Source organism: Modicisalibacter sp. 'Wilcox' (assembly GCF_010993675.1).
Taxonomy (GTDB): Bacteria; Pseudomonadota; Gammaproteobacteria; order Pseudomonadales; family Halomonadaceae; genus Modicisalibacter; species Modicisalibacter tunisiensis.
In genome coordinates, this window is sequence record NZ_WNXF01000001.1 from 116,079 (window position 1) to 138,979 (window position 22,901).

Sequence of the window (22,901 nt, forward strand, 5' to 3'; positions counted from 1 at the left end):
CCGAAGCCCGAAGCTCAGGAGCCTGCCTCGAGCCGGTCGACCTTCTGGAACCCGCGGGGCAGCTTGCTGCCGCGCCGGCCACGCTCACCGGCATAATACGCCAGATCGTCGGGCTTCAGGGTCAGCTTGCGCTTGCCGGCCTGCACCACCAGCGGCTCGCCCGAGGCCAGCACGACCCAGTCGCGGACGAACTCCTCGCGCCGGGCGGCACGCGCACCGGGGATGTCGAGCATCTTGTTGCCCTTGCCCTTGGCCATCTCCGGCAGTTGATCGAGCTCGAAGACCAGCAACCGCCCCTCGTTGGACACCACCGCGACCCGGGCGCCCTCGGTCGAGTCCGGCACCCGGCGCGGCGGCAGGACGTTGCAGCCCTTGGGCACGCTGAGCACCGACTTGCCGGCCTTGTTCTTGCCGGTCAGCGCCTCGAGCGAGGACCGGAACCCGTAGCCGCCGTCGGAGGCCAGCAGGTAGCGGGTCTCGGGCGGCGCCAGCAGCACCCCCACCATGTGCGCGCCGGCGGCGGGGTTGATGCGCCCGGTGATCGGCTCGCCCTGGCTGCGGGCGCTGGGCAGGTTGTGTGCACTCAGCGTATAGGCACGCCCGCTGTCGTCGAGCAGCACCAGCGGCTGGTTGGTCTTGCCGCGCGCCGCCAGATGAAAGCGGTCACCGGCCTTGTAGGAAAGCCCCGCCGGGTCGATCTCGTGGCCCTTGGCGCTGCGGATCCAGCCCTTCTCGGAGAGCACCACGGTGACCGGGTCGGCGCCCATCAGCTCGACCTCGGACAGCGCGCGGGCCTCCTCGCGCTCGACGATCGGCGAGCGGCGCGGGTCACCGTACTCGCGATCGGCCTCGCGCAGTTCCTCCTCGATCAGGTCGGTGAGCGCCGCGTCGTTGCCGAGCAGCTCCTTGAGTCGCTCGCGCTCGGCCTGGAGGTCATCCTGCTCGCCGCGGATCTTCATCTCCTCGAGACGCGCCAGGTGGCGCAGGCGCAGCTCGAGGATCGCCTCGGCCTGGCGCTCGGAGAGGCCGAAGGCGTTGATCAGCGCCGGCTTGGGCTCGTCCTCCTCGCGGATGATGCGGATCACCTCGTCGATGTTGAGGTAGGCGACGAGCAGGCCCTCGAGGAGATGCAGGCGATCCTCGACCTTGCCCAGCCGATGCTCGAGCCGCCGGCGCACCGTGGCCCGCCGGTAGCGCAGCCACTCGCCGAGCATCTCGGCCAGCGACAGCACCCGCGGGCGACCGTCGAGGCCGATGACGTTGAGATTGACGCGGACGTTCTTCTCGAGGTCGGTGGTGGCGAACAGATGCGCCATCAGCGACTCGATGTCGACGCGGCTGGAGCGTGGCTCGATCACCAGCCGCGTGGGCGTCTCGTGGGTCGACTCGTCACGCAGATCGGCGACCATCGGCAGCTTCTTCTTCTGCATCTGGTCGGCGATCTGCTCGAGCACCCTGGACCCGCTCACCTGGTAGGGCAGCGCGGTGACCACCACGCTGCCCTCCTCCAGGCTGTAGCGGGCACGCAGCTTCACCGAGCCGCGCCCGCTCTCGTAGAGCCTGGCGAGATCGGCCCGCGAGGAAATGATCTCCGCCTCGGTGGGAAAGTCCGGAGCCGGCACATGGGCGACGAGATCCCCGACCGTGGCCTCGGGGTGGCGCAGCAGATGACAGGTCGCCTCGACCACCTCGTGCACGTTGTGCGGCGGGATGTCGGTGGCCATGCCCACCGCGATGCCGGTGGCGCCGTTGAGCAGCACGTGCGGCAGGCGTGCCGGCAGCACCGCCGGCTCGTTCAGGGTGCCGTCGAAGTTGGGCATCCAGTCGACGGTGCCCTGACCGAGCTCGCCGAGCAGCACCTCGGAGAACTTCGACAGCCGCGCCTCGGTGTAGCGCATCGCCGCGAACGACTTGGGATCGTCGGGGCTGCCCCAGTTACCCTGGCCGTCGACCAGCGGGTAGCGGTAGCTGAACGGCTGGGCCATCAGCACCATCGCCTCGTAGCAGGCGCTGTCGCCGTGCGGGTGGAACTTGCCCAGCACGTCGCCGACGGTACGCGCCGACTTCTTGTACTTGGCGTTGGCGGTCAGCGACAGCTCGCGCATCGCGTAGATGATGCGCCGCTGGACCGGCTTCATGCCGTCGCCGACGTGCGGCAACGCGCGATCGAGAATCACGTACATCGAATAGTCGAGGTACGCCTTCTCGGTGTATTCCTTCAGGGAAAGGCGTTCGACGTCGCCCTCCTCCACGTGGATATCCATGGTCATGGGTACGGGGCCCTGTCTGCCATCATGGAAACTTCGCGGGCGGTGCCCGCACGATACGTCCGGGAAGAGCGGTAAGCCGTAAGCTTGAAGCGGCAAGCCACTCCATGATCGACGGATTTTTCTTACAGCTTACGGCTTAACGCTTGCAGCTCCCCGAAGGGACTAGACCTCGATATCGGCCAGGTTGCCGTAGTCTTCCAGCCAGCTCTTCCTGTCCGCGGCCCGCTTCTTGGCCAGCAGCATGTCGAGCATCTCGCCGGTGCCGTCGCCGTCGGCCCGGGTCAGCTGCACCAGCCGCCGGGTGTCGGCCGCCATGGTGGTCTCGCGCAGCTGCAGCGGACTCATCTCGCCGAGGCCCTTGAAGCGCTGGACGTTTAGCGTGCCGCGCTTGCCCTCCAGGCGCTTGAGGATCGCCGCCTTCTCGCTCTCGTCGAGGGCATAGTGGACCTCCTTGCCGAGGTCGATGCGGTACAGCGGCGGCATCGCCACGTAGACGTGACCGGCATCGACCAGCGCCGGGAAGTGGCGCACGAACAGCGCGCACAGCAGGGTGGCGATATGCAGGCCGTCGGAGTCGGCGTCGGCGAGGATGCAGATCTTGTGGTAGCGCAGCTTGGTCAGGTCACCGCTGCCCGGGTCGGCACCGATCGCCACGGCGATGTCGTGGACCTCCTGGGAGTTGTAGATGTCGTGGGAATCCACCTCCCAGGTGTTGAGGATCTTGCCGCGCAGCGGCAGGATCGCCTGGGTCTCGCGATGCCGGGCCTGCTTGGCGCTGCCGCCGGCGGAGTCGCCCTCGACCAGGAACAGCTCGCTGGCCGCCGGGTCCTGCCCCGAGCAGTCGGCCAGCTTGCCGGGCAGGGCCGGTCCCGCGGTGACCTTCTTGCGGGCCACCTTCTTCGCGCTCTTCTGGCGGCGCTGGGCGGCGCTGATCACCAGTTCGGCGAGCGCTTCGGCCTGGTCGACGTGGTGGTTGAGCCACAGCGAGAAGGCATCCTTGACCACCCCGGAGACGAAGCCGGCCACGGTGCGCGACGACAGCCGCTCCTTGGTCTGGCCGGCGAACTGCGGGTCGAGCATCTTCACCGAGAGCACGAAGGACACCCGCTCCCACAGGTCGTCCGGCGTGAGCTTGACGCCGCGCGGCAGCAGGCTGCGGTAGTCGCAGAACTCGCGCAGCGCCTCGAGCAGCCCCGAGCGCAGGCCGTTGACGTGGGTGCCGCCGAGCGGCGTGGGGATCAGGTTGACGTAGGACTCCATCAGCGGCTCGCCCCCCTCCGGCAGCCACTGGATCGCCCAGTCGACGCCCTGCTCGTCGTCGGCGAAATGGCCGACGAAGGGCGATTCCGGAAGCACCGTGAAGCCGTCGTTGGTCTGCGCCAGGTAGTCGCGCAGGCCGTCCTCGTACTGCCACTCGCTGGTGGCGCCATCGGCCTCGGTGAGCACCACCTTGAGGCCGGGGCACAGCACCGCCTTGGCGCGCAGCAGGTGCTTGAGCCGCGGCAGCGACAATTTGGGCGAATCGAAGTAGGCGGTCTCGGGCCAGAAGCGCACCACCGTGCCGGTGGCGCGCTTGGCACAGCTGCCGATCACGCTGAGTTCCTCGACCTTCTCGCCCTTGGCGAAGGCGATGGCATGGCGACTGCCGTCGCGGCAGACCTCGACCTCGAGGCGCTCGGAGAGCGCATTGACCACCGAGACCCCGACGCCGTGCAGGCCGCCCGAGAAGCGGTAGCTGGACTGCGAGAACTTGCCGCCGGCGTGGAGCTTGGTGAGGATCAGTTCGACCCCCGACAGGCCGTGCTCGGGATGAATGTCGATGGGCATGCCGCGGCCATCGTCGCTGACCTCGATGCCGCCGTCATCGAGCAGCCGGACGCGAATCTCCCGAGCGTAGCCGGCCAGCGCCTCGTCGACGCTGTTGTCGATGACTTCCTGCGCCAGGTGGTTGGGCCGCGTGGTGTCGGTGTACATGCCGGGGCGCTTGCGCACCGGCTCGAGGCCCGAGAGGACCTCGATGGAAGAGGCACTGTATTGCGTCATGCGGTATCCATGAAGCTGTCGATGATGTCGCTGACTCAGGGCGCCGCCACGGCGTCGACCGGGCCGACGAAGGTGTGCCCGCCATGCGCCAGCACCGCGGGCAGGTAGGCCGCCAGATGGCCGAAGCCGTGATCGCCGCCCGGCTCGATCAGCATGCGGCAGCCGCGATAGGCGCGAAACGCGTCGCGACAGTCGAGGGTCTCGTCGGCGGTGCCCAGCAGCAGCAGGTAGCGCTCGGGCGTCAGGCGCGCCGGCGTCATGGCCGCCAGCGCCTCCCGGTGCGCCGCCTCGACGGTAAAACGTTCGCCGTTGTAGGGATTGACGAACGCCTGCCCCTGCCAGGCCTCGACCAGCCGGGCCGGGGCCACCGCCGGGTTGATCACCACCGCCGGCAGGGCGTGGCGCTCGGCCAGCACGCTGGCCAGGAAGCCGCCCATCGAGCTGCCCACCAGCAGCACGTTGTCGCCGAGTTCGGCCAGTTCGGCCTCGGCCCGCGCCAGGGCGGCGTCCGGACGATGCGACAATTGCGGCGTGCGACAGGCCAGCGAGTCGGCACCGTGACGCAGGCGCTTGCAGGCGGCGCGCATCAACTGCGCCTTGGGCGAGGCGCTGCCGCTGTTGAAGCCGTGAAGGTAGAGCACGCCGTCGACCGGCGCCGTGGTCAGGCGGTCATTCAGCATACCCAAAACCTGGATGGATAAACAGCATCAATTGCGCGACTCCGCCTCCCAGACCGCCTCGATCAGGCCACGACTGGATTCGTCGAGGGCCTCGACGCCCTCGCGGGAGGCCAGCACACGCTCGGTCTGGGTGGCGATCTTCTTGCCCAGTTCCACCCCCCACTGGTCGAAGGGGTTGATGTCCCAGATCGTCGCCTGGACGAAGACCTTGTGCTCGTAGAGCGCGATCAGCGACCCCAGGGTCTCGGGAGTCAGCCGCTCGAGCAGTACCGTGGTCGACGGCTGGTTGCCCCGGTAACGCTTGTGGCTCGGCCGCGGGCCGTCGTCGTCGATTGCCTCGTCGCCCAGCATCAGCACCCGCGACTGGGCGAAGCAGTTGGCCAGGGTCAGACGATGCTGGTTCTTGAGATGCCGGCGGGTCGCCTCGTCCTCGACGCGGTCGTAGCGGCGCATCGGCGCGATGAAGTCGCACTCCACCGCCTGGGTACCCTGGTGCAGCAGCTGGTAGAAGGCGTGCTGGGCATTGGGACCCAGCTGCCCCCAGAGCACCGGGCAGGTCGAATAGCGGGTAAGTTCGCCGTGGTTGGTCACCGACTTGCCGTTGGATTCCATCTCCAGCTGTTCGAGGTAGCTGGCAAAGAACTCCAGCCGACCGTCGTAGGGCAGGATCGAATGCGCGCGGATATCGAGGAAGTTGTTGTTCCAGATACCCGCCAGCGCCAGCAGCACCGGCAGGTTGGCCTCGAGCTCGGCCTCGGCGAAATGGCGGTCCATCGAATGGGCGCCGGCGAGCAGGGCGCGAAAGTTGTCCATGCCCACCGCCAGGGCGATCGGCAGGCCGATGGCGCCCCACAGCGAATAGCGCCCGCCGACCCACTCCCAGAATTCCAGCTGGTGATCTTCGGCTATGCCCCACTCGCTCATCTTCTCGGGGCTCGCCGAGACGCCGATGAAGTGCTGGCGCTGGACCAGCTCGCGGTCGCCGTCGCCGTTGACCAGGTGGCTCATCAGCCAGTCCTGGGCGGTGCGCGCGTTGGACAGGGTATCGACGGTGGTAAACGACTTCGACGACAGCACGAACAGCGTCGTCTCCGGATTGAAGCGAGTCAGATAGTCGGCGAGCTGGGAGCCGTCCATGGTCGAGGCGAAGTGCACCTCGACCGGATGGATGTCGCGGGGGCGATAGTCGGCCAGGGCGTGGGAGACCATCAGCGGTCCCAGGTCGGACCCGCCGACCCCGAGGTTGACCACGTCGGTCACCGCCTTGCCGGTGGCGCCCCGCCACTGCCCGGCATGACACTGCTCGACGATGCGCGCCATCTTGTCGAGGGTGGCGTGCACGGCCGGCACCACGTCCTCGCCGTCGACCACCAGACGGGCATCCGCCGGCAGGCGCAGCGCGGTATGCAGCGCCGGGCGATCCTCGCTGACGTTGACCCGCTCGCCGGCCAGCAGACGGCCGATCGCCTCGGGCACACCGGCGGCCCGGGCCAGGTCAAGCAGCTTGTCGAGCGTCTCGTGGCGCCAGCGCTGCTTGGAAAGATCGAGCATCAGCCCGGCGGCCCGGCGGCTGAAATCGGGATAGCGCCCCGGCTCCTGGAACAGGGTGGCCAGGTGAATGTCGCGCATCGTGTCGGCATGCTCGCGCAGTGCCTGCCAGGCGGGGTGCTGATCGATCATCGTGGTGCTCATCGGCATCTCCTTGAACCGTCCTTGTTACACTCGTGCAACCTTGCCCTGGACCGCCGCGGGCGGGTGCAAGTCGTCGGGGCGATGCGTAAACTAGTGCCCCGTCGCGGGCGACGGCCGCCTTCCCGGCCCCGACCACGCCCTGTCATGCCACCCTAGCACCCACGGCGAATGTCCATGAGTGATGCATCTTACCGTGACGCGATCTTCACGACACCCCTGGATCGGGTCGCGTCCTTCTCCTTCGACGAACAGGTCGTGGCCTGCTTTCCCGACATGGTCCGTCGTTCGATTCCCGGTTACGGGCAGATCCTGGGCATGCTGGGCGTGATCGCCGAGCGCCACCTGCGCCACGGCGGCCACGTCTATGACCTGGGCTGTTCGCTGGGCGCGGTGGGGCTGGCATTGGCCGGACGCCTGCCGCCGGAGGCCTTCACCCTGACCGGGATCGACCTGTCCCCGGCCATGGTCGAGCGGGCCCGGGCGACCCTGACCACCGAATGCCCCGAACACCGGATCACCATCGAGCAGGGCGACATCCGCGAGATCGACTACCGCCCAGCCAGCCTGATCGTGCTCAATTTCACCCTGCAGTTTCTCGACCCCGCCGATCGCGATGCCCTGCTCGAGCGGCTCTACGCGACCCTGGAGCCGGGCGGCGTGCTGATTCTCTCGGAAAAGGTCGTCGCCGAGGACGAGGCGGAGAACGCCTGGCTGGTGGAGCGCTATCACGACTTCAAGCGGGCCAACGGCTACAGCGACCTGGAGATCAGCCAGAAGCGCACCGCGCTGGAGAACGTGCTGCGCCCGGACAGCCTGACGACCCATCATGCCCGGCTGGAACGGCTCGGCTTCGAGCGCGTCACCACCTGGTTCCAGTATCTCAATTTCGCCTCGATGATCGCCTTCAAGGCCCGCCCCGGAGGCCGCCCTCATGACGCCTGACGCGCGTGCCCGCAGGGCCCTCTATCACGCCTTCGTCGACCAGGGGCTGGACAGCTGGCTGGCGCGCCTGCCCGAGCAACTCGCCCGAGGCCTCGACCGCCGGCGCCACGGCGACCTGCCCGGCTGGGAAAAGGCGGTGGCCAAGCTGCCCGAGCTGCCCGCCGAACGGCAGGTCACCCTGGACCGGGATACGGTGAGCGTCGACGTCGCGCTGTCCGATGCCGACCGGCGGCGCTGCCATAACCTGCTCAAGGCGTTGATGCCCTGGCGCAAGGGCCCCTACCGCCTGGGCGGTACCACCATCGACACCGAATGGCGCTCGGACTGGAAGTGGCAGCGTGTGGCGCCGCACCTCGCGCCGCTGACCGGCCGCCGGGTGCTCGACGTGGGCGGCGGCAATGGCTATCACGCCTGGCGCATGGCCGGCGCCGGGGCCGCCTTCGTGCTGGTGATCGACCCTTCGCCACGCTTCTACTGGCAGTTTCAGGCGGTCCGGCATTTCGTCGGTGACGCCGATGGCGGGCGCACGCACTTCCTGCCCGCGGGCATCGAGGATGTGCCGCCGAATCTCGCCGCCTTCGACACGGTGTTCTCGATGGGCGTGCTCTACCATCGCGCCTCGCCCCTCGAGCATCTGCAGCAACTGCGCGCCGCCCTGCGTCCGGGCGGCGAGCTGGTCCTCGAGACCCTGGTGGTCGAGGGCGACGCGACCACCGTGCTGATGCCCGGCGAGCGCTATGCCTGCATGCCCAACGTCTATTTCCTGCCCTCGTCCCGGGCGCTAGCCGGCTGGCTCGCGCGCTGCGGCTTCGAGAACATACGGGTGGTCGACGAGGCGCCGACCAGCCTCGACGAGCAGCGCGCGACCGAGTGGATGACCTTCCAGTCGCTGGCCGACTTCCTCGACCCCGCGGACCATTCGCGCACCGCCGAAGGCTATCCGGCGCCGCGCCGCGCCGTCTTGATCGCCCGCAAGCCGCAGTAGCCCAAGGTCCGCTACGCCTGCGCCGCTTGACCGAGGTCATTGGCGACAAAAAAGCCCCGCCGATCTTCTCGGCGGAGCCAGCAACGTTCGAACCCGGTGCGTCAATCAGTGCGGCAATCAGCCCCGGAACAACTCGCGGACGTCCTTGGCTTCCCAGTGCGGGAAATGCTTGCGGATCAGAGTATTGAACTCGATCTCGAAGGCCTGCCAGTCGACCTGGCGGGGATCGCCCCCCTCGCCTTCGGCCACGTCCCGGATCATCCCCGCGCCGACGGTGACGTTGCTCAGCCGGTCGATGACGATGAAGCTCCCGGTCCCCGGGCTCTGCCGGTAGTCGTCCACCGGCACCGGCGCGGTCAGTTCCACCCAGCAGCGGCCGATGGCGTTGAGCGCGAGCCGCTCGGCACGCTGGTGCTCGAGGGTGTTGACGTCGATCTGGTAGTCGATGCCGCGGATCTGCCCGGCCAGGTCGCGGGTGGCGAGCTTCAGGTCGTAGAGCTTGCCGGGCTCCAGCGGGGTGTCGTGCATCCACACGATGTCGGCCTCGAAGGCGTTCGACAGCGGCACCTCGGCGTCGGCGGCGACCAGCCAGTCGCCCCGCGAGACGTCGATCTCGTCATCGAGGGTGACGGTGATCGCCTGACCGGGATAGGCGGCGTCAAGATCGCCATCGAAGGTGACCAGCCGCTCGACCGTGGCGGTCTTGCCGGAGGGCAGTGCCTTGACGGCCTGACCGGGGCGCAGGATGCCGGCGGCCAGCGTGCCGCAGTAGCCGCGGAAGTCGAGGTTGGGGCGGTTGACGTACTGCACCGGCAGGCGCAGGTCAGAGAGGTTGCTGTCGCGGGCGATCTCGACGGTCTCGAGCAGCTCGAGCAGCGGTTCGCCGACGTAGTCGCCCTGGAAGTACCAGGCCATCGCCTCGCTCGGGTTGACGACGTTGTCGCCGTCCAGCGCGGAGATCGGCACGAAGCGGATGTCGCGGGCGTTGAGCTTCTCGGCGAAGGCCCGGTAGTCGGCGACGATCTCGTCGAAGCGCGCCTGCGAGTAGTCGACCAGGTCCATCTTGTTGACGGCGATCACCAGGTGCTGGATGCCCAGCAGGTCGGCGATGAAGCTGTGCCGGCGGGTCTGGGTCTGCACCCCGTGGCGGGCGTCGATGAGGATCACCGCGAGGCTCGCGGTGGAGGCGCCGGTGGCCATGTTGCGGGTGTACTGCTCGTGGCCGGGGGTGTCGGCGATGATGAACTTGCGCCGGTCGGTGGAGAAGTAGCGATAGGCGACGTCGATGGTGATGCCCTGCTCGCGCTCGGACTGCAACCCGTCGACGAGCAGCGCCAGATCGACCTTCTCGCCGGTGGTGCCGCTGGTCTTGGAGGCCTGGGTGATGGCGGCGAGCTGGTCCTCGTAGATCATCTTCGAGTCGTGCAGCAGCCGGCCGATCAGCGTCGACTTGCCGTCGTCGACGCTGCCGCAGGTGATGAAGCGCAGCAGGTCTTTCTGCTCGTGCTCCTGAAGATAGGCTTCGATGTTTTCCGCGATCTTCGGCGAGGCGTGGGACACAGTCATTTCTCCATCTGGTGGGGGCACGCGCGCTACGCGCATCGAGCCACGAGCTGCGAGCAGGCGCTTCGCGCCGGTCACGAGCTGCGAGCCACGAGCTACGGGCAGGCCCACCCCCTTCATGTTTAGCGGCTGGCTCCTGAAGGACTGGCCAGGATTTTGAGTAGAGAGCCGAGCATGCGAGACAGCGCCATTGCTTCACTTCGCCATTGCTGCCCCACGTCTTCCGGAATGTAGCCGACCTCAATACCGATCAACGTCTGCGTGGCAAACTCGCCACAGGAACCTTTGGCGATGGAAACGAAGCGAAATTTTTCCCGCTCGGTAAACCGCTCGAAGCCTTCCGCAATGTTGCTGGGGATGGAGAGCGCCGAGCGCGTGATTTGATCTTTGAAGCCAAAATCCCTAAGGCCACCGAGCTCGCGATAGACAGCGACACTGAGCTGCTTGCTACGTTGCCAGACTTCCATCTGTTCGTGTCGCATGAGGCCTCCTTGGGCCAGCTTCGAGCTTCGAGCTTCGAGCTTCGAGCTTCGAGCTTCGAGCTTCGAGCTTCGAGCTTCGAGCTTCGAGCTTCGAGTTTCGAGCTTCGAGCTTCGAGTTTCGAGCTTCGAGCTTCGAGCTTCGAGTTTCGAGCTTCGAGCTTCGAGCTTCGAGCTTCGAGCTTCGAGCTTCGAGCTTCGAGCTTCGAGCAGCATGATGACAGCCCGTAGCCCGTAGCCCGTAGCCCGTAGCCCGTAGCCCGTAGCCCGTAGCCCGTAGCCCGTAGCCCGTAGCTCAAAAGTAGCCTTCTCGTTTTTTCCGTTCCATCGACCCGGCCTGGTCATGATCGATGGCCCGCCCGGAGCGCTCGCTGGTCCGGGTGAGCAGCATCTCCTGAATGATCTCGGGCAGGGTGGCGGCGCGTGACTCCACCGCGCCGGTCAGCGGGTAGCAGCCCAGGGTGCGGAAACGCACCCACTTCTCCTCGGGAACCTCGCCCTCTTCCAGCGGCATCCGTTCGTCGTCGACCATGATCTGCATGCCGTCGCGCTCGACCACCGGCCGCGGCGCGGCATAATACAGCGGCACGATGGGGATCGATTCGAGGTAGATGTACTGCCAGATATCCAGCTCGGTCCAGTTGGAGAGCGGAAACACGCGGATCGACTCGCCCTTGTTGACCTTGCCGTTGTAGAGATTCCACAGCTCGGGACGCTGGTTCCTGGGATCCCAGCGGTGGTACTTGTCACGGAACGAGTAGACCCGCTCCTTGGCCCGCGAGGCCTCCTCGTCGCGGCGCGCCCCGCCGAAGGCGGCGTCGAAGCCGTACTTGTCCAGCGCCATCTTCAGCGACTGGGTCTTCATGATGTCGGTGTACTTGGCGCTGCCGTGGTCGAAGGGGTTGATGCCGGCGGCTCGGCCTTCCTCGTTGATGTGCTCGATCAGCTCCATGCCCACCGCATCCGCCATGCGATCGCGGAACTCGATCATCTCGCGGAACTTCCAGGTGGTGTTGACGTGCATCAGCGGGAACGGCGGCGTGCCCGGGTAGAAGGCCTTGCGCGCCAGGTGCAGCATCACCGAGGAGTCCTTGCCGATGGAGTAGAGCATCACCGGGTTGCGGAACTCGGCGGCTACCTCACGGATGATATGGATCGACTCGGCTTCGAGCTGCTTCAGGTGGGTCTGTCGCTCGGGAGAAAGCATCTCGGCTTGCAACCTCTCATGACCGGTGGCGTTCCCGCCGAACCGGGGGAACAGGGATGAGAGTACGTTACCGAGCGACCTTGGATAACGTCCAAGAATTAAGAAACATTCTTTAATTTCCCTATAGCATAACGCTCAGGGTGTCACCCGCTCGATCCAGGTCGTCAGTGCCTCGTCCTCCAGGTCCACCACCCGACACCCCGGCCGCGAGGCCTCGTCGACGGCGAAGGTGGGCGAGCTGGGCAGGAACTGGTCCGCCGTGGCCGGACAACCGTAGATGGCGATCTCGCCACCGGTGCCGGCGTGGCGCGCCGCGAAGGGCTGATGGGCGTGGCCGAACAGCACCGCACGCACCTGGGCATAGGCCGCCAGGGTCTGCCAGAAGGCCTCGCGGTCCAGCAGGCCGATCGCATCCATCCAGGCCGAGCCCAGTTCGACCGGCGGATGGTGCAGCGCCAGCAGCGTCGGCCGGTCGTCCATCTCGAGTCGCAGGGCCAGCTCCTGCAGCTGTGTCTGCCCCAGCTCGCCGTGCACCTGACCGCTGACTCGCGAATCCAGCAGCAGCAGGCGCCAGTCGCCCAGATCCACCTCGTCGAGCAGTGCGTGCGCCTCGGCCATGTACTGGGGCCGATCATGATTGCCGGCCAGCCAGAACCAGGGGCAGTCCACGCCGGCGAAGGCCCGCGCGGCCAGTTCATAGGAGGCGGGCGTCTCGTCCTGGCTGACGTCGCCGGTCACCAGCAGCACATCCGGGCGCAGCGCGCGTACCCGCTCGAGCACCGCCTCGAGCTGGCGGAACGGCACCCCCGCCCGCGAGCGGGCTTCGGGGTCGGCGTGCAAATGGCAATCGGTGACCTGGATCAGCCGCATCGGACAATCAACTCCTGGAAGGACGGGCGGCACGGCGTGCCGAGGGGAACCACCGGCCGGGGCTTGCCGGCAGACGGAGAGGGGCTCAGCGCAGCGGGGTCAGATCGGCGGCGTGGCCGTGGGCCAGGCCGTGTTCCAGCCACTCGCCGAGGAAGCGGTTGAGCTGGAGCTTCTCGTCGGGCTGATGCATGCGCGGATTGGGATAACGGTAGCGGTAACGACCATGGAAATGGCGCTGACGCTGGAAGTCGGTGACCTCGGCCATGCGCACGTCATGGTAGAGGTGCACGGTCATGCGCGGCGAGTCGATGATGCCGTCGAGCACGCCGGTCTGGGCGACCCGCAGGATAGTGGTGTACGGGGCGCACTCGGCCACCTCGAGCCACAGCGTGCCGAAGCGCCCGGCGTGGCCGGACAGCGGCACCTCGCGCACCGCCCCGGCCTCCAGGTCGTCGACCAGCCGCGTCAGCCGCAGGTAGTTGGCCGAGCACTCGGCCTGGAGTGACTTCAGGTCGGTGACATAAGCGGTCCTGGCCACGGATTACCTCCTTGCTCGCAGTGAGGCGCGTTCACGGGACAGCCAGAGAAAGGCGATCAGGCACATGGCGTTGTCGAGTCGCCCTGTCTGCAGCAGTTCCCAGGCGCGGGCAAAGGGTAGCACATGCACCAGGATATCCTCGTGCTCCTCGGCCAGGCCGTGCACGCCGCCCACGCCTTCGCTGTCGACCAGGCCGCAGTACAGCGTGACCTGCTCGTCGCAGGCCCCCGGGCTCGGGTAGTAGCGATACAGCTCGATCAGCTCGTCGATCGAGCAGCCCGCCTCCTCGACCGCCTCGCGCCGGGCCACCTCGGCCGGACTCTCGCCGGGCTCGACCAGCCCGGCGACGGGCTCGAGCTTCCACGGGCTGACCGGGTCGTTCAGGGCACCGGCTCGCACCTGCTCCACCAGCACCACATGGTCGCGCTCGACATCGTAGAGCAGCACCCCCACGGCATCGCGGCGCACATGCACCTCGCGGGTCACGATGTCGCTCCATCCGCCCTCGAAGAGGCGGTGGCGCAGGCGGCGTCGCTCCAGGCTGAAGAAGCCCTGGTACAGCGACTCGGTCGCCACGCGCTCGACATCCTCGCTGCCGAATTGCGCGCGCCCTGCTTCGATCTCGTCGGTCATGATTCCTCCGCTGGCCGGCTGGGCGCCCCGTTCAGGCACAATGCGCCTCATTATCCCGGGCCGCCCCGCCCTTGCCAAGCCGCTCCGGCAGCGTCCGGATCAGCGCAGTTCGGCGACGAGACGCCCGATCGCCTCGCGCAGCCCCTTGTCGGATGCCTCGCGCCCCGGCCGGTCCGGCGCCTGCTGCGCCTTGAGCGCCTGGTCGAGAGCCGCCGGATCGCGCCCCTGACCATGCAGAAAGGCGGCATAGAAATAGCGCGTATCGATGCCCTCGGGGCGGATGGCGACGGCTTTCTTCAACAGGCGCTCCGCCCGCTCGTCGTCGCCGAAGCTGATCGGCCACCCCGGCACCCGGGCATAGAGCGTGCCCAGCGTCACATAGGCCGACCCATTATCGCCCTGCGGATCGATGTCGATCGCGCGCTCGAGCACATCCCGAGCCTGCTTGGCCAGATCGAGCGCTCCCAACCCTCCCCTCGCGCCGGCCTCGGAGGCGAGGATGATACCCTGCCAGGTCAGCACCTCGGCGTTGCGTGGATGCGTCTCGGCCAGGCCGGCAGCGTCATCGGCCAGAGCGGCGAAAGCCGTCTCCTGGGCCTCGCCGTGCATACGATAGTTGATGTGCGCCCAGCGATGCATCAGGGGAAATACCGAAGCCTCCCCGGCCATGGCCGGCAGGGCCAGCAGCAATACGAAGGCACCCGACAGAGTGCGCCATGGAAAGGACAGTCGCATGAACGGCTCCCGACAGTGAATGGATGACCCCTGCAATGTAACGAACGTTTGAATGATTCGCCAGACAGCCTCGCTCGCATGTCACAAGTGCTTGGCCGCTCGCACGCGGTTGCGTAGGGTACTCAGGTTGTCACCATCGCCACCGTTGTCCCCATAGAGAGTGCCGCCATGAAAGGTCGCAACATGACGCGCTGGCGGGATCCGGCCAAGGACCCGCGCCAGGAGAAGAAGAGCAACCTCATCACCCCCGAGGGGTTCGCCCGGCTCAAGGGTATTCACGAGCATCTCTCGCGGGTACGCCGTCCCGAGCTGTCGACCAAGGTCGGCGAGGCCGCCGCGCTGGGCGATCGCAGCGAAAACGCCGACTACACCTACAACAAGAAGGAGCTCAACCGGGTCATCGCGCGCATTCGCTACCTGGGCAAGCGGCTCGACGAGCTGCAGGTGGTCGACCGTCTGCCGGCCGATACCGGGCGCGTCTACTTCGGCGCCTTCGTCACCCTCGAGGACGAGGACGGCGAAGAGATGGCCATCCGCCTCGTCGGCCACGACGAGACCGACACCGGCAAGCACTGGATCAGCGTCGATGCGCCGCTGGCCCGGGCCCTGCTGGGCAAGGCGCTCGACGACGAGGTGACAGTGGCCGCCCCCGGCGGCGAGACCACCTATATCATCACTGCCATCGACTATCGCGACCCGTCGCGCTGAGGTATCACCCTGACTCGGCGACTCAGCGCCGCACGGCGCGGTAGACCCGAAAGCGCCCGTCGTCGGTGATGATACTGAAGCCACCGAAGGCGGCTTCGAGCCGATCCGCATAGGGCAGGAAGGCGTTGGCCACCAGCCACAAACTGCCGCCCGGCTCGAGATGGCGTGGCGCCTGCTCGATCAGCCGGGCAGTCGGCCCGTAATCGATGCGCCGCTCCTGATGAAACGGCGGGTTGCTGACGATGGCGGCGAAGCGCTCCTGCGCGTCGAGCGCCGCGTAGACATCGCTGGCCAGCACCCGCCCGTCCAGGTCATTGGCCGACAAGGTGCGTCGTGTGGCCTCGACGGCGAAGGCGTTGACGTCGAGCGCGGTGACCGCCCCGCCCCGGCGGGCCAGATACGCTGCAATCACGCCGTCGCCGCAGCCCACGTCGAGCAGCCGCTCGCCGTCCTGCCCCAGCCCGGCGGGCAGGTGGTCGAGCAGCAGGCGAGTGCCGTCATCCAGCTTGCCGTGGCCGAACACCCCGGGATGACTCGCAAGGGTCAGGCCGGCCGCCTCGAACTGCGTCCAGACAGCGTCGGGGTCGAGCGGCACCGCCCCCACCCGGGTTTCGAAGAGGGTGCAGCGCCGTGCACTGTCGCGCTTGCGACAGCCCAGCCCCAGCGCCGCCAGCACCTTCAGTACCCGCCGGATGCCGCCCTGGTTCTCGCCCACCACCTGCAGCGGCGTGCCGGCCGGCAGCGCACGGCACAGCGCCAGCAACCACCACTCCCCCAGCGCATGGGCCTTGGGCCAGAACAGCACCGCCCCCGGCGGCACGCCCGGATCGGCATTCAGGTCGTCATGCACCGTCACCCCGCGCGCCCGCCAGGTCGCGGCGATCGCGGCATCGGTACTCCATACCGTGCCGCCGGCGTCGCCCAGCCAGGGGTCATCCGGTGGCGCGACCCATAGCCAGCCGCGATAGTCGAGGGCCTGGCGATCCAGCAGCTGGCATGTCGGGGTGACGGGACTCATGGCATGGCTCCAGGGAAATTCATGCTTCCTCCATGATCTGAATCAGACTCAAGTATTGAAACGCCGAGTAACGTGGTGAAATATCTCGCAAACAACAGCATGGCGACGAAGAGCCGGCGCCCATGACAACAAACCGGCCAGCGAACGGCCAGGATTCTATCGCAAGGAACCGTGAACGTGACCGACCCAGGCCCGGCGTCTCTCGACTCCCCTCTTGTTTCCGGCAGCCCTGAAGACGACACCCTCCGCCCCTGGCTGATGCGGGCGATATTCGAGCATTGCCAGGAGGGTATCCTGATCACGGATGCCCGCAAGATCATCATCGACGTCAATCCGGCCTTCACGCGGATCACCGGCTACCCGCGCGAGGAGATTCTCGGCAAGAAACCGCACATCCTCTCCTCGGGCAAGCACAGTGCGGGCTTTTACCAGAACCTCTTCTTCGATGTCGCCGAGAAGGGGTTCTGGAGCGGCAACATCAAGAATCGCCACAGGAGCGGCAATCACTTCATCGCCCAGACCACCATCAGCGCGGTCCACACCGCTTCGGGCCAGCTCAGCCATTACTTCAGCATCTTTCGGGGGGTATCCGGATTATCTGGTTGCTATGCGAAATTGAAAGGTGGGCGACAAGCAAAACTCACAACGGATTAACTGGTTGATAGGCCCTACATAACCACACTTGAAGCCATAGCCGCTTACTTGGCCGCCGTTGATAAAGCGAAGGAGAACCGGACTACCTGGTTCATGCTCGGGAAGCTGTGGAATTGGCCAGGACAAGAGGGACTACGCTGGGTGATGGCTCGACCAGGCTACCCTGATCACGTAGCTTCTCGGCTAGGCGTTGACTTTCAGATCACGCATTGAGGCCCGTGTTACAGGAACACGGGCCGATTTTATTATTCGGGGAATCTGTCCCGTGTGTTGTTGGCGATTCTGACCAGCATGAGCATGATTGGCACCTCCACCAGCACCCCTACCACAGTGGCTAACGCCGCGCCGGAATGCAGGCCAAATAGGGCGATGGCAGCGGCCACGGCCAGCTCGAAGAAGTTGCTGGCACCGATCATCGCCCCGGGGGCCGCCACGTTGTGGGGCACCTTCCACGCCTTGGCCCAGCCGTAGGCGATGAAGAAGATCAGGAAGGTCTGGATGATCAGCGGGATGGCGATCAGCACGATATGCAGCGGGTTAGCCAAGATCACGTCGCCCTGGAAGGCGAACAACAGCACCAGAGTAATGATCAGCCCGATGGGGGTGATCGGCCCCACCTTCTTCATGAAGACGTTGTCATACCACTCGCTGCCGCGGCGGGCGATCAGGGTACGCCGGGTCAGGTAGCCGGCCGCCAGCGGAATCACGATATAGAGAAAGACCGATAGCGCCACGGTGTCCCAGGGCACCTGGATGTTCGACACGCCGAGCAGGAAGACCACGATGGGCGCGAAGGCGAATAGCATGATCAGGTCGTTGAGGGCCACCTGCACCAGGGTGTAGGCGGCGTCGCCGCGGGTCAGGTAGCTCCACACGAAGACCATGGCGGTGCAGGGGGCGGCCCCCAGCAGAATGGCGCCGGCCAGGTATTGGCTCGCCAAGTGCTCCGGAATCAGCGGACGGAACACCACCATCAGGAAGAACCAGGCGATGGCGAACATGGTGAAAGGCTTGATCAGCCAGTTCACCGAGGTGGTAATGACCAGCCCCTTGGGCTGGCGGCGCACACCGAGTACGGCGGCGAAGTCGATTTGCGCCATCATAGGAAAGATCATCGCCCAGATCAGGATCGCCACCGGGATCGATACCTGGGCATATTCGAAGCGTGACAGCGTCTCAGGTACCGCCGGGGCAAACTGGCCGAGCAGCACCCCGACGACGATAGCCAACGCCACCCACACCGAGAGATAGCGCTCGAAGAGACCCATGCCCTCGGAGGCGCTGGGGGCCTGGGATTCCTGGAGTACGGTCATAGTGTGACTCCTGTCAGATGGCACATTGGTTCACGCGCCGGGAAACGTCTTCTGCGCTTTCCACTCGCTCAGAGTAGCGGTCTGTCAAGTAGTCGCTTCGTCCCCGGATCATCAGGGTGAACTTGGTCAGCTCCTCGCAAACATCCACTATGCGAAGGTACAGGGGGGAGGGCTTCATGCGCCCATCGTCGTCGAATTCGGTAAAAGCTTTCGGCACCGAAGATTGATTGGGGATCGTCACCATGCGCATCCAGCGACCGAGGATGCGCATCTGGTTGACTGCATTGAAGCTCTGGCTACCACCTGAAACTTGCATCACGGCCAGGGTCTTGCCTTGGGTCGGGCGAATACCGCCCAGCGACAACGGAATCCAGTCGATCTGGGCCTTCATGATGGCCGTCATGGCACCATGGCGTTCGGGACTGACCCACAGCATGCCTTCCGACCACTCGGCCAACTCGCGTAACTCCTGAACCTTGGAGTGGTCGGCCCCCGCATCATCCGGCAAGGGCAGGCCGCTGGGGTTGAAAGTTCGCACCTCGCATCCGAACCAACGCAGCAGCCGCCCGGCTTCTTCGGCAACCAAACGTGAGTAGGAGCGTTCACGCAGGGATCCGTAGAGCACTAAAATACGTGGCGCATGCTGGGGGGCCTCGGGGCCTGCTAACAGTGTCGTGTCGATGGAACGCAACTGCGAAGGATCAATATGGGGGAGGTCTGCCAACATCTTGATGTCGCTCATGGCGCGATTCCTGGGTAATGGATGACTTCACCATCTTCCTTGACGAAGTGCGCTACTGGATGGTCAAGGAGATCCAGCACCGTCTCCGAGGGTCGGCATAACCTGGTGCCCTTCCGTGTCACCACGATCGGCCGGTTGATCAGAATTGGTTCCGCCAGCATGGCATCGATCAGCTGCTCATCCGTCAAAGCCGGGTCGTCCAGCCCCAATGACTCGTAGGGGGTTCCCTTGCGCCGCAGCAGATCCCGAGGGCAGATACCCATCATCGCCAGCAGCTCCACAAGCCGTTCCCGGCTTGGAGGCGTCTTGAGGTATTCGATGATCTCGGGGGATTCACCAGAGGCCTTCATCATCGCTAAGGTATTGCGCGATGTGCCACAGTTCGGGTTGTGATAGATCTGGGGGAGCATACCGTCTCACTTCCTATCTTGATTCGGAGTGCAACCGATTAGGGACTCCGCCAAGGGGCCACACACCTCCGGATGCCCCGCGCAGCAGTCGCGCACCAAGAAGCGGATGGCTTCCTGCATGTGGTTTAGATTCGCACGATAGATGATCGAGCGCCCCTGGCGACGGGATACCACCAGACCTGCCCGCGACAGAACAGCTAGGTGCGCCGACATCGTGGCATGGGGCACCGATAGCTGCCGTGCGAGCTCACCGGCGGCGAGCCCATCCGGTTCCTGGCGTACCAGCAGGCGAAAGATCGCCAGGCGTGTCTCCTGGGCCAGAGCGGAAAAGCTCTCGATTACGTTTGATGTTTCCATATTTCTAAAAATATGGAATTATTGGGGGTGCGTCAAGTCCTGCACTCAAGGTAGAAGCGTAGAACGTCCTAGCAGCACACAACATCTCTCTATCCGCATATATGCAAAACCGCATTAATGAGGGCCCACTGATGAGACAGCGACGTGTTCTGTTCCTGTGCAATGCCAACTCGGCCAGGTCCCTGATGGGCGAAGCCCTGTTACGTCACCTGGCGGGAGACCGCTTTGAGGCGTTCAGCGCTGGTTCCGAGCCGGATCGCCCCCATGAGATCACCTTGGCTACCTTGAGCAAGCTAGGTATCGACACTCAGGGGCTCGCCAGCAAGTCCCTGGGCGATTTCGCCGGTGAGCATTTCGATTCGGTGATCGTGCTTTGTGACAAGGCCCAGCAGGCATGCCGTGACTGGCAGGGCAGCAGTGATGAGTATCTCTACTGGGATATCCGCGATCCTCGCCTTATCGAGCGGTGGGATGCCTACGAGCAGGCGCTGGCCGAAATCCGTCATCGGCTATTGCTCTGGCTGGAGATCCAGGAGCGCGACGACATCGAGCGCTGAACCTCGATCCATCGAGACCCACGACTAAATTCAAAGCGAGGTAACTATGACTCTGCGTATTGGTATCAATGGCTTCGGACGCATTGGCAGATTGACGCTGCGCAGCCTCTGGCGCTCCGTCGAATCGGGCGAGGTCGAGATCGGCTTGATCAACGATCCGGGCGGTGACGCTGCCACCTTCGCCCACCTGCTGGAGTTCGACTCGGTGCATGGCCACTGGGCACCGGGAAAGGGAATCGACGCCACCGAGGCGGACATCCTCATCGACGGTCGGCGCCTGGCTTTTACCTCCAAGGTCGCCACGGCCGACAGCGACTGGTCGGGCTGCGACGTTGTCATCGAGTGTTCGGGCAAGATCAAGACCCGCGAGAAACTGCAGGCCTACCTGGACCAGGGCGTCGGTCGGGTGGTGGTAAGCGCGCCGGTGAAGGAAGAGGGCGTGCTGAACGTGGTGATGGGGGTCAATGACGACCGCTACGATCCTGAGACACACCGCATCGTCACCGCGGCGAGCTGCACCACCAACTGCCTGGCGCCGGTGGTCAAGGTTATCCACGAGACCTATGGCATCCGCCACGGCTCCATGACCACCGTCCACGATATCACCAATACCCAGACCATCCTCGACGCCCCCCACAAGGACTTGCGCCGAGCCCGTGCCTGCGGCATGAGCCTGATTCCCACCACCACCGGCTCGGCCAAGGCGATCACCGCCATCTTTCCCGAGCTCGAGGGCAAGCTGAACGGCCACGCCGTGCGGGTGCCCCTGGCCAACGCCTCGCTCACCGACATGGTCTTCGAACTCGAACGCGAGGTGACGGTGGACGAGGTCAATGCTGCTCTGAAGGCCGCCGCCGAGGGCCCGCTAGCCGGCATCCTGGGCTACGAGGAGCGCCCGCTGGTCTCCATCGACTACCGTACCGATCCGCGCAGCTCGATCATCGACGCGCTTTCGACCATGGTGGTCAACGGCACCCAGCTCAAGCTCTACGCCTGGTATGACAACGAGTGGGGCTACGCCAACCGGACCGCCGAGCTGGCGATGAAGGTGGGGAGTGAGCAGGTGGGCCATGTCTGAGGCAGGGAAGCTCGGGATCCGCTTGAAGGGGCTGCCCTTCGAGGTGCGCCAGTACCTGCTGATCACCGGCAACTACTGGGCCTTCACCCTCACCGACGGTGCCCTGCGCATGTTGGTGGTGCTCTACTTCCATCAGTTGGGCTACTCACCGCTGGAGGTGGCGCTGCTGTTCCTCTTCTACGAGGCCTTCGGCGTAGTCACCAACCTGGTGGGGGGCTGGCTGGGGGCACGCCTGGGCCTCAACCGCACCATGAACGTGGGCCTCGGCCTGCAGATCGTCGCGCTGGTCATGCTGATGGTGCCCGCCGCGGCGCTAACCGTGCCCTGGGTGATGGCCGCCCAAGCGCTCTCGGGCATCGCCAAGGACCTCAACAAGATGAGCGCCAAGAGCGCGGTCAAGGTGCTGGTGCCCAAGGACAGCCCTAGTGCCGGCAGTGCCCTCTACCGCTGGGTAGCGATCCTCACCGGTTCCAAGAACGCGCTGAAGGGGGCCGGTTTCTTCCTCGGCGGCCTGCTGCTGACTCTGATCGGCTTCCGCGGTGCGGTCATCGCCATGGCATTGATGCTCGTCGCGGTGTTGACGCTGTCGCTGATAAGGCTCAAGGCTGACCTGGGTCGCCAGAAGCGCAAGCCCAAGTTCACCGAGGTGTTCTCCAAGTCCCGGGCCATCAACGTGCTCTCGGCGGCGCGGCTGTGCCTGTTCGCCTCCCGGGACGTGTGGTTCGTGGTGGCGTTGCCGGTGTTCCTCTACGACCAGCACGGCTGGAGCCATTGGACGGTGGGCGGCCTGCTGGCTATCTGGGTGATCGGCTATGGTGGGGTGCAGACCCAGGCGCCGCGCCTCACCGGCCTGGTCAAGGGCGGGGCGCGGGCCGTCACCGTGTTCTGGGCGTTGGCCCTGGCCGGCTTGCCAGCGCTGCTGGCCCTGCTGCCCCTGGCCGAAGTGGGCTGGTTGGTGACGGGGCTTTTGGCCTTCGGCGTGCTCTTCGCCGTCAACTCCAGCTGGCACAGCTACCTGATCGTGCACTATGCCCGCGCCGATGGCGTCTCCATGGACGTGGGCTTCTATTACATGGCCAACGCCATGGGCCGCCTCGCCGGCACACTACTCTCCGGTTGGGTGTACCAGGTGTATGGCCTGGCCGCCTGTCTGTGGATCTCGGCCGCTCTGGTGGCGGCCAGCGCCCTGATGGCTCTTGCGCTGCCACAGGAGGCGTCTGGGGAATGATGTGGGGCTACCCGACGCTGACCTTGCCCCACGGCTATCGACTGAGCCCCAGGACCCTCTACCCCATGCTGCATTCGATGGAGCGCAAGGGGGCCTGCCCTCCGTGATTAGTACAAGGGAAGCACACGACGCAGGCTCTACCGTCGCTGTTCGCGCTGGGCGCCGCCGTGCTCAACGGTCCCCTCAACCAGGGGATCAT

23 protein-coding genes are annotated in these 22,901 nt (G+C 65.8%); 7 read left to right on the forward strand and 16 right to left on the reverse strand.

Annotation, left to right across the window (positions count from 1 at the left end; all coding sequences use genetic code 11):
* Window positions 1-14 precede the first annotated feature (14 nt).
* From parC to pgi, 4 genes are all read right to left on the reverse strand, one after another.
* Window positions 15-2,270, reverse strand: coding sequence for a DNA topoisomerase IV subunit A (gene parC, locus G7A98_RS00510; RefSeq protein ID WP_163647534.1), 2,256 nt, complete (start codon window positions 2,268-2,270; stop codon window positions 15-17).
* 162 nt (window positions 2,271-2,432) lie between these two features.
* Window positions 2,433-4,313 (reverse strand): DNA topoisomerase IV subunit B, encoded by a 1,881-nt coding sequence (gene parE, locus G7A98_RS00515; RefSeq protein ID WP_163647535.1) that lies wholly within the window; start codon window positions 4,311-4,313, stop codon window positions 2,433-2,435.
* A gap of 35 nt (window positions 4,314-4,348) precedes the next feature.
* Window positions 4,349-4,993: a YqiA/YcfP family alpha/beta fold hydrolase gene (locus G7A98_RS00520; protein WP_163647536.1), complete on the reverse strand. Its 645-nt coding sequence runs from the start codon at window positions 4,991-4,993 to the stop codon at window positions 4,349-4,351.
* A gap of 27 nt (window positions 4,994-5,020) precedes the next feature.
* The gene (pgi, locus tag G7A98_RS00525; RefSeq protein ID WP_163647537.1) at window positions 5,021-6,685 is read right to left on the reverse strand and encodes a glucose-6-phosphate isomerase; all 1,665 of its coding nucleotides are present in this window, start codon (window positions 6,683-6,685) and stop codon (window positions 5,021-5,023) included.
* Between the two features lie 174 nt (window positions 6,686-6,859).
* Between pgi and cmoA the strand changes: the two genes are divergently transcribed.
* Window positions 6,860-7,627, forward strand: a complete 768-nt coding sequence (gene cmoA / locus G7A98_RS00530) for a carboxy-S-adenosyl-L-methionine synthase CmoA (protein WP_163647538.1) — start codon at window positions 6,860-6,862, stop codon at window positions 7,625-7,627.
* A complete protein-coding gene (gene cmoB / locus G7A98_RS00535) occupies window positions 7,617-8,612 on the forward strand; it encodes a tRNA 5-methoxyuridine(34)/uridine 5-oxyacetic acid(34) synthase CmoB (RefSeq protein ID WP_163647539.1) in 996 nt (331 codons plus the stop codon). Before cmoA ends, cmoB begins: the two co-directional genes overlap by 11 nt.
* Before the next feature lie 117 nt (window positions 8,613-8,729).
* Here cmoB and cysN read toward each other — a convergent pair whose 3' ends face one another.
* The 7 genes from cysN to G7A98_RS00570 all read right to left on the reverse strand — a co-directional run bounded on the left by cysN (window position 8,730) and on the right by G7A98_RS00570 (window position 14,637).
* Window positions 8,730-10,172 carry a sulfate adenylyltransferase subunit CysN gene (gene cysN, locus G7A98_RS00540; RefSeq protein WP_163647803.1) on the reverse strand — a complete coding sequence of 481 codons (1,443 nt, stop codon included), beginning with the start codon at window positions 10,170-10,172 and terminating at the stop codon, window positions 8,730-8,732.
* 125 nt (window positions 10,173-10,297) lie between these two features.
* Window positions 10,298-10,657, reverse strand: coding sequence for a four helix bundle protein (locus tag G7A98_RS00545; protein WP_163647540.1), 360 nt, complete (start codon window positions 10,655-10,657; stop codon window positions 10,298-10,300).
* A gap of 292 nt (window positions 10,658-10,949) precedes the next feature.
* The gene (gene cysD / locus G7A98_RS00550; RefSeq protein WP_163647541.1) at window positions 10,950-11,861 is read right to left on the reverse strand and encodes a sulfate adenylyltransferase subunit CysD; all 912 of its coding nucleotides are present in this window, start codon (window positions 11,859-11,861) and stop codon (window positions 10,950-10,952) included.
* Between the two features lie 135 nt (window positions 11,862-11,996).
* Window positions 11,997-12,731 carry a phosphodiesterase gene (locus G7A98_RS00555; RefSeq protein ID WP_163647542.1) on the reverse strand — a complete coding sequence of 245 codons (735 nt, stop codon included), beginning with the start codon at window positions 12,729-12,731 and terminating at the stop codon, window positions 11,997-11,999.
* An 85-nt stretch (window positions 12,732-12,816) separates the two neighbouring features.
* Entirely contained in the window at window positions 12,817-13,269 is a 453-nt protein-coding gene (locus G7A98_RS00560; RefSeq protein ID WP_163647543.1) for a DUF1249 domain-containing protein, read from the reverse strand.
* A gap of 3 nt (window positions 13,270-13,272) precedes the next feature.
* Window positions 13,273-13,902, reverse strand: coding sequence for an NUDIX domain-containing protein (locus G7A98_RS00565; RefSeq protein WP_163647544.1), 630 nt, complete (start codon window positions 13,900-13,902; stop codon window positions 13,273-13,275).
* 99 nt (window positions 13,903-14,001) lie between these two features.
* Entirely contained in the window at window positions 14,002-14,637 is a 636-nt protein-coding gene (locus G7A98_RS00570) for a hypothetical protein (RefSeq protein ID WP_163647545.1), read from the reverse strand.
* A 168-nt stretch (window positions 14,638-14,805) separates the two neighbouring features.
* On the opposite strand from G7A98_RS00570, the gene greB reads away from it, so the two are divergent.
* Entirely contained in the window at window positions 14,806-15,345 is a 540-nt protein-coding gene (gene greB, locus G7A98_RS00575) for a transcription elongation factor GreB (protein ID WP_163647546.1), read from the forward strand.
* 22 nt (window positions 15,346-15,367) lie between these two features.
* Here greB and G7A98_RS00580 read toward each other — a convergent pair whose 3' ends face one another.
* Window positions 15,368-16,363 (reverse strand): class I SAM-dependent methyltransferase, encoded by a 996-nt coding sequence (locus tag G7A98_RS00580; protein WP_163647547.1) that lies wholly within the window; start codon window positions 16,361-16,363, stop codon window positions 15,368-15,370.
* A 171-nt stretch (window positions 16,364-16,534) separates the two neighbouring features.
* Here G7A98_RS00580 and G7A98_RS00585 point away from each other — a divergent pair, with 171 nt between their 5' ends.
* Complete coding sequence (locus G7A98_RS00585) at window positions 16,535-17,017, forward strand: PAS domain S-box protein (protein ID WP_163647548.1); 483 nt, start codon at window positions 16,535-16,537, stop codon at window positions 17,015-17,017.
* Window positions 17,018-17,262: 245 nt separating this feature from the next.
* Here G7A98_RS00585 and arsB read toward each other — a convergent pair whose 3' ends face one another.
* The 4 genes from arsB to G7A98_RS00605 are packed head-to-tail and all read right to left on the reverse strand — an operon-like array spanning window position 17,263 to window position 19,839.
* A complete protein-coding gene (gene arsB, locus G7A98_RS00590; RefSeq protein WP_092850561.1) occupies window positions 17,263-18,330 on the reverse strand; it encodes an ACR3 family arsenite efflux transporter in 1,068 nt (355 codons plus the stop codon).
* 13 nt (window positions 18,331-18,343) lie between these two features.
* Window positions 18,344-19,057, reverse strand: coding sequence for an arsenical resistance protein ArsH (arsH, locus tag G7A98_RS00595; RefSeq protein WP_092850574.1), 714 nt, complete (start codon window positions 19,055-19,057; stop codon window positions 18,344-18,346).
* Between the two features lie 11 nt (window positions 19,058-19,068).
* A complete protein-coding gene (gene arsC, locus G7A98_RS00600; RefSeq protein ID WP_092850563.1) occupies window positions 19,069-19,482 on the reverse strand; it encodes an arsenate reductase (glutaredoxin) in 414 nt (137 codons plus the stop codon).
* Window positions 19,483-19,488: 6 nt separating this feature from the next.
* Window positions 19,489-19,839 (reverse strand): metalloregulator ArsR/SmtB family transcription factor, encoded by a 351-nt coding sequence (locus G7A98_RS00605; RefSeq protein ID WP_092850565.1) that lies wholly within the window; start codon window positions 19,837-19,839, stop codon window positions 19,489-19,491.
* Between the two features lie 131 nt (window positions 19,840-19,970).
* Here G7A98_RS00605 and G7A98_RS00610 point away from each other — a divergent pair, with 131 nt between their 5' ends.
* Genes G7A98_RS00610 through arsJ form a run of 3 tightly spaced genes read left to right on the forward strand, consistent with a single transcriptional unit; the run spans window position 19,971 to window position 22,702 of the window.
* On the forward strand, window positions 19,971-20,396 hold the full coding sequence (locus G7A98_RS00610) for an arsenate reductase ArsC (RefSeq protein WP_092850567.1): 426 nt from the start codon (window positions 19,971-19,973) through the stop codon (window positions 20,394-20,396).
* A 46-nt stretch (window positions 20,397-20,442) separates the two neighbouring features.
* Window positions 20,443-21,474 carry an ArsJ-associated glyceraldehyde-3-phosphate dehydrogenase gene (locus G7A98_RS00615; protein ID WP_008958324.1) on the forward strand — a complete coding sequence of 344 codons (1,032 nt, stop codon included), beginning with the start codon at window positions 20,443-20,445 and terminating at the stop codon, window positions 21,472-21,474.
* Window positions 21,467-22,702 carry an organoarsenical effux MFS transporter ArsJ gene (gene arsJ / locus G7A98_RS00620; RefSeq protein WP_008958323.1) on the forward strand — a complete coding sequence of 412 codons (1,236 nt, stop codon included), beginning with the start codon at window positions 21,467-21,469 and terminating at the stop codon, window positions 22,700-22,702. Before G7A98_RS00615 ends, arsJ begins: the two co-directional genes overlap by 8 nt.
* Window positions 22,703-22,901: the final 199 nt, after the last annotated feature.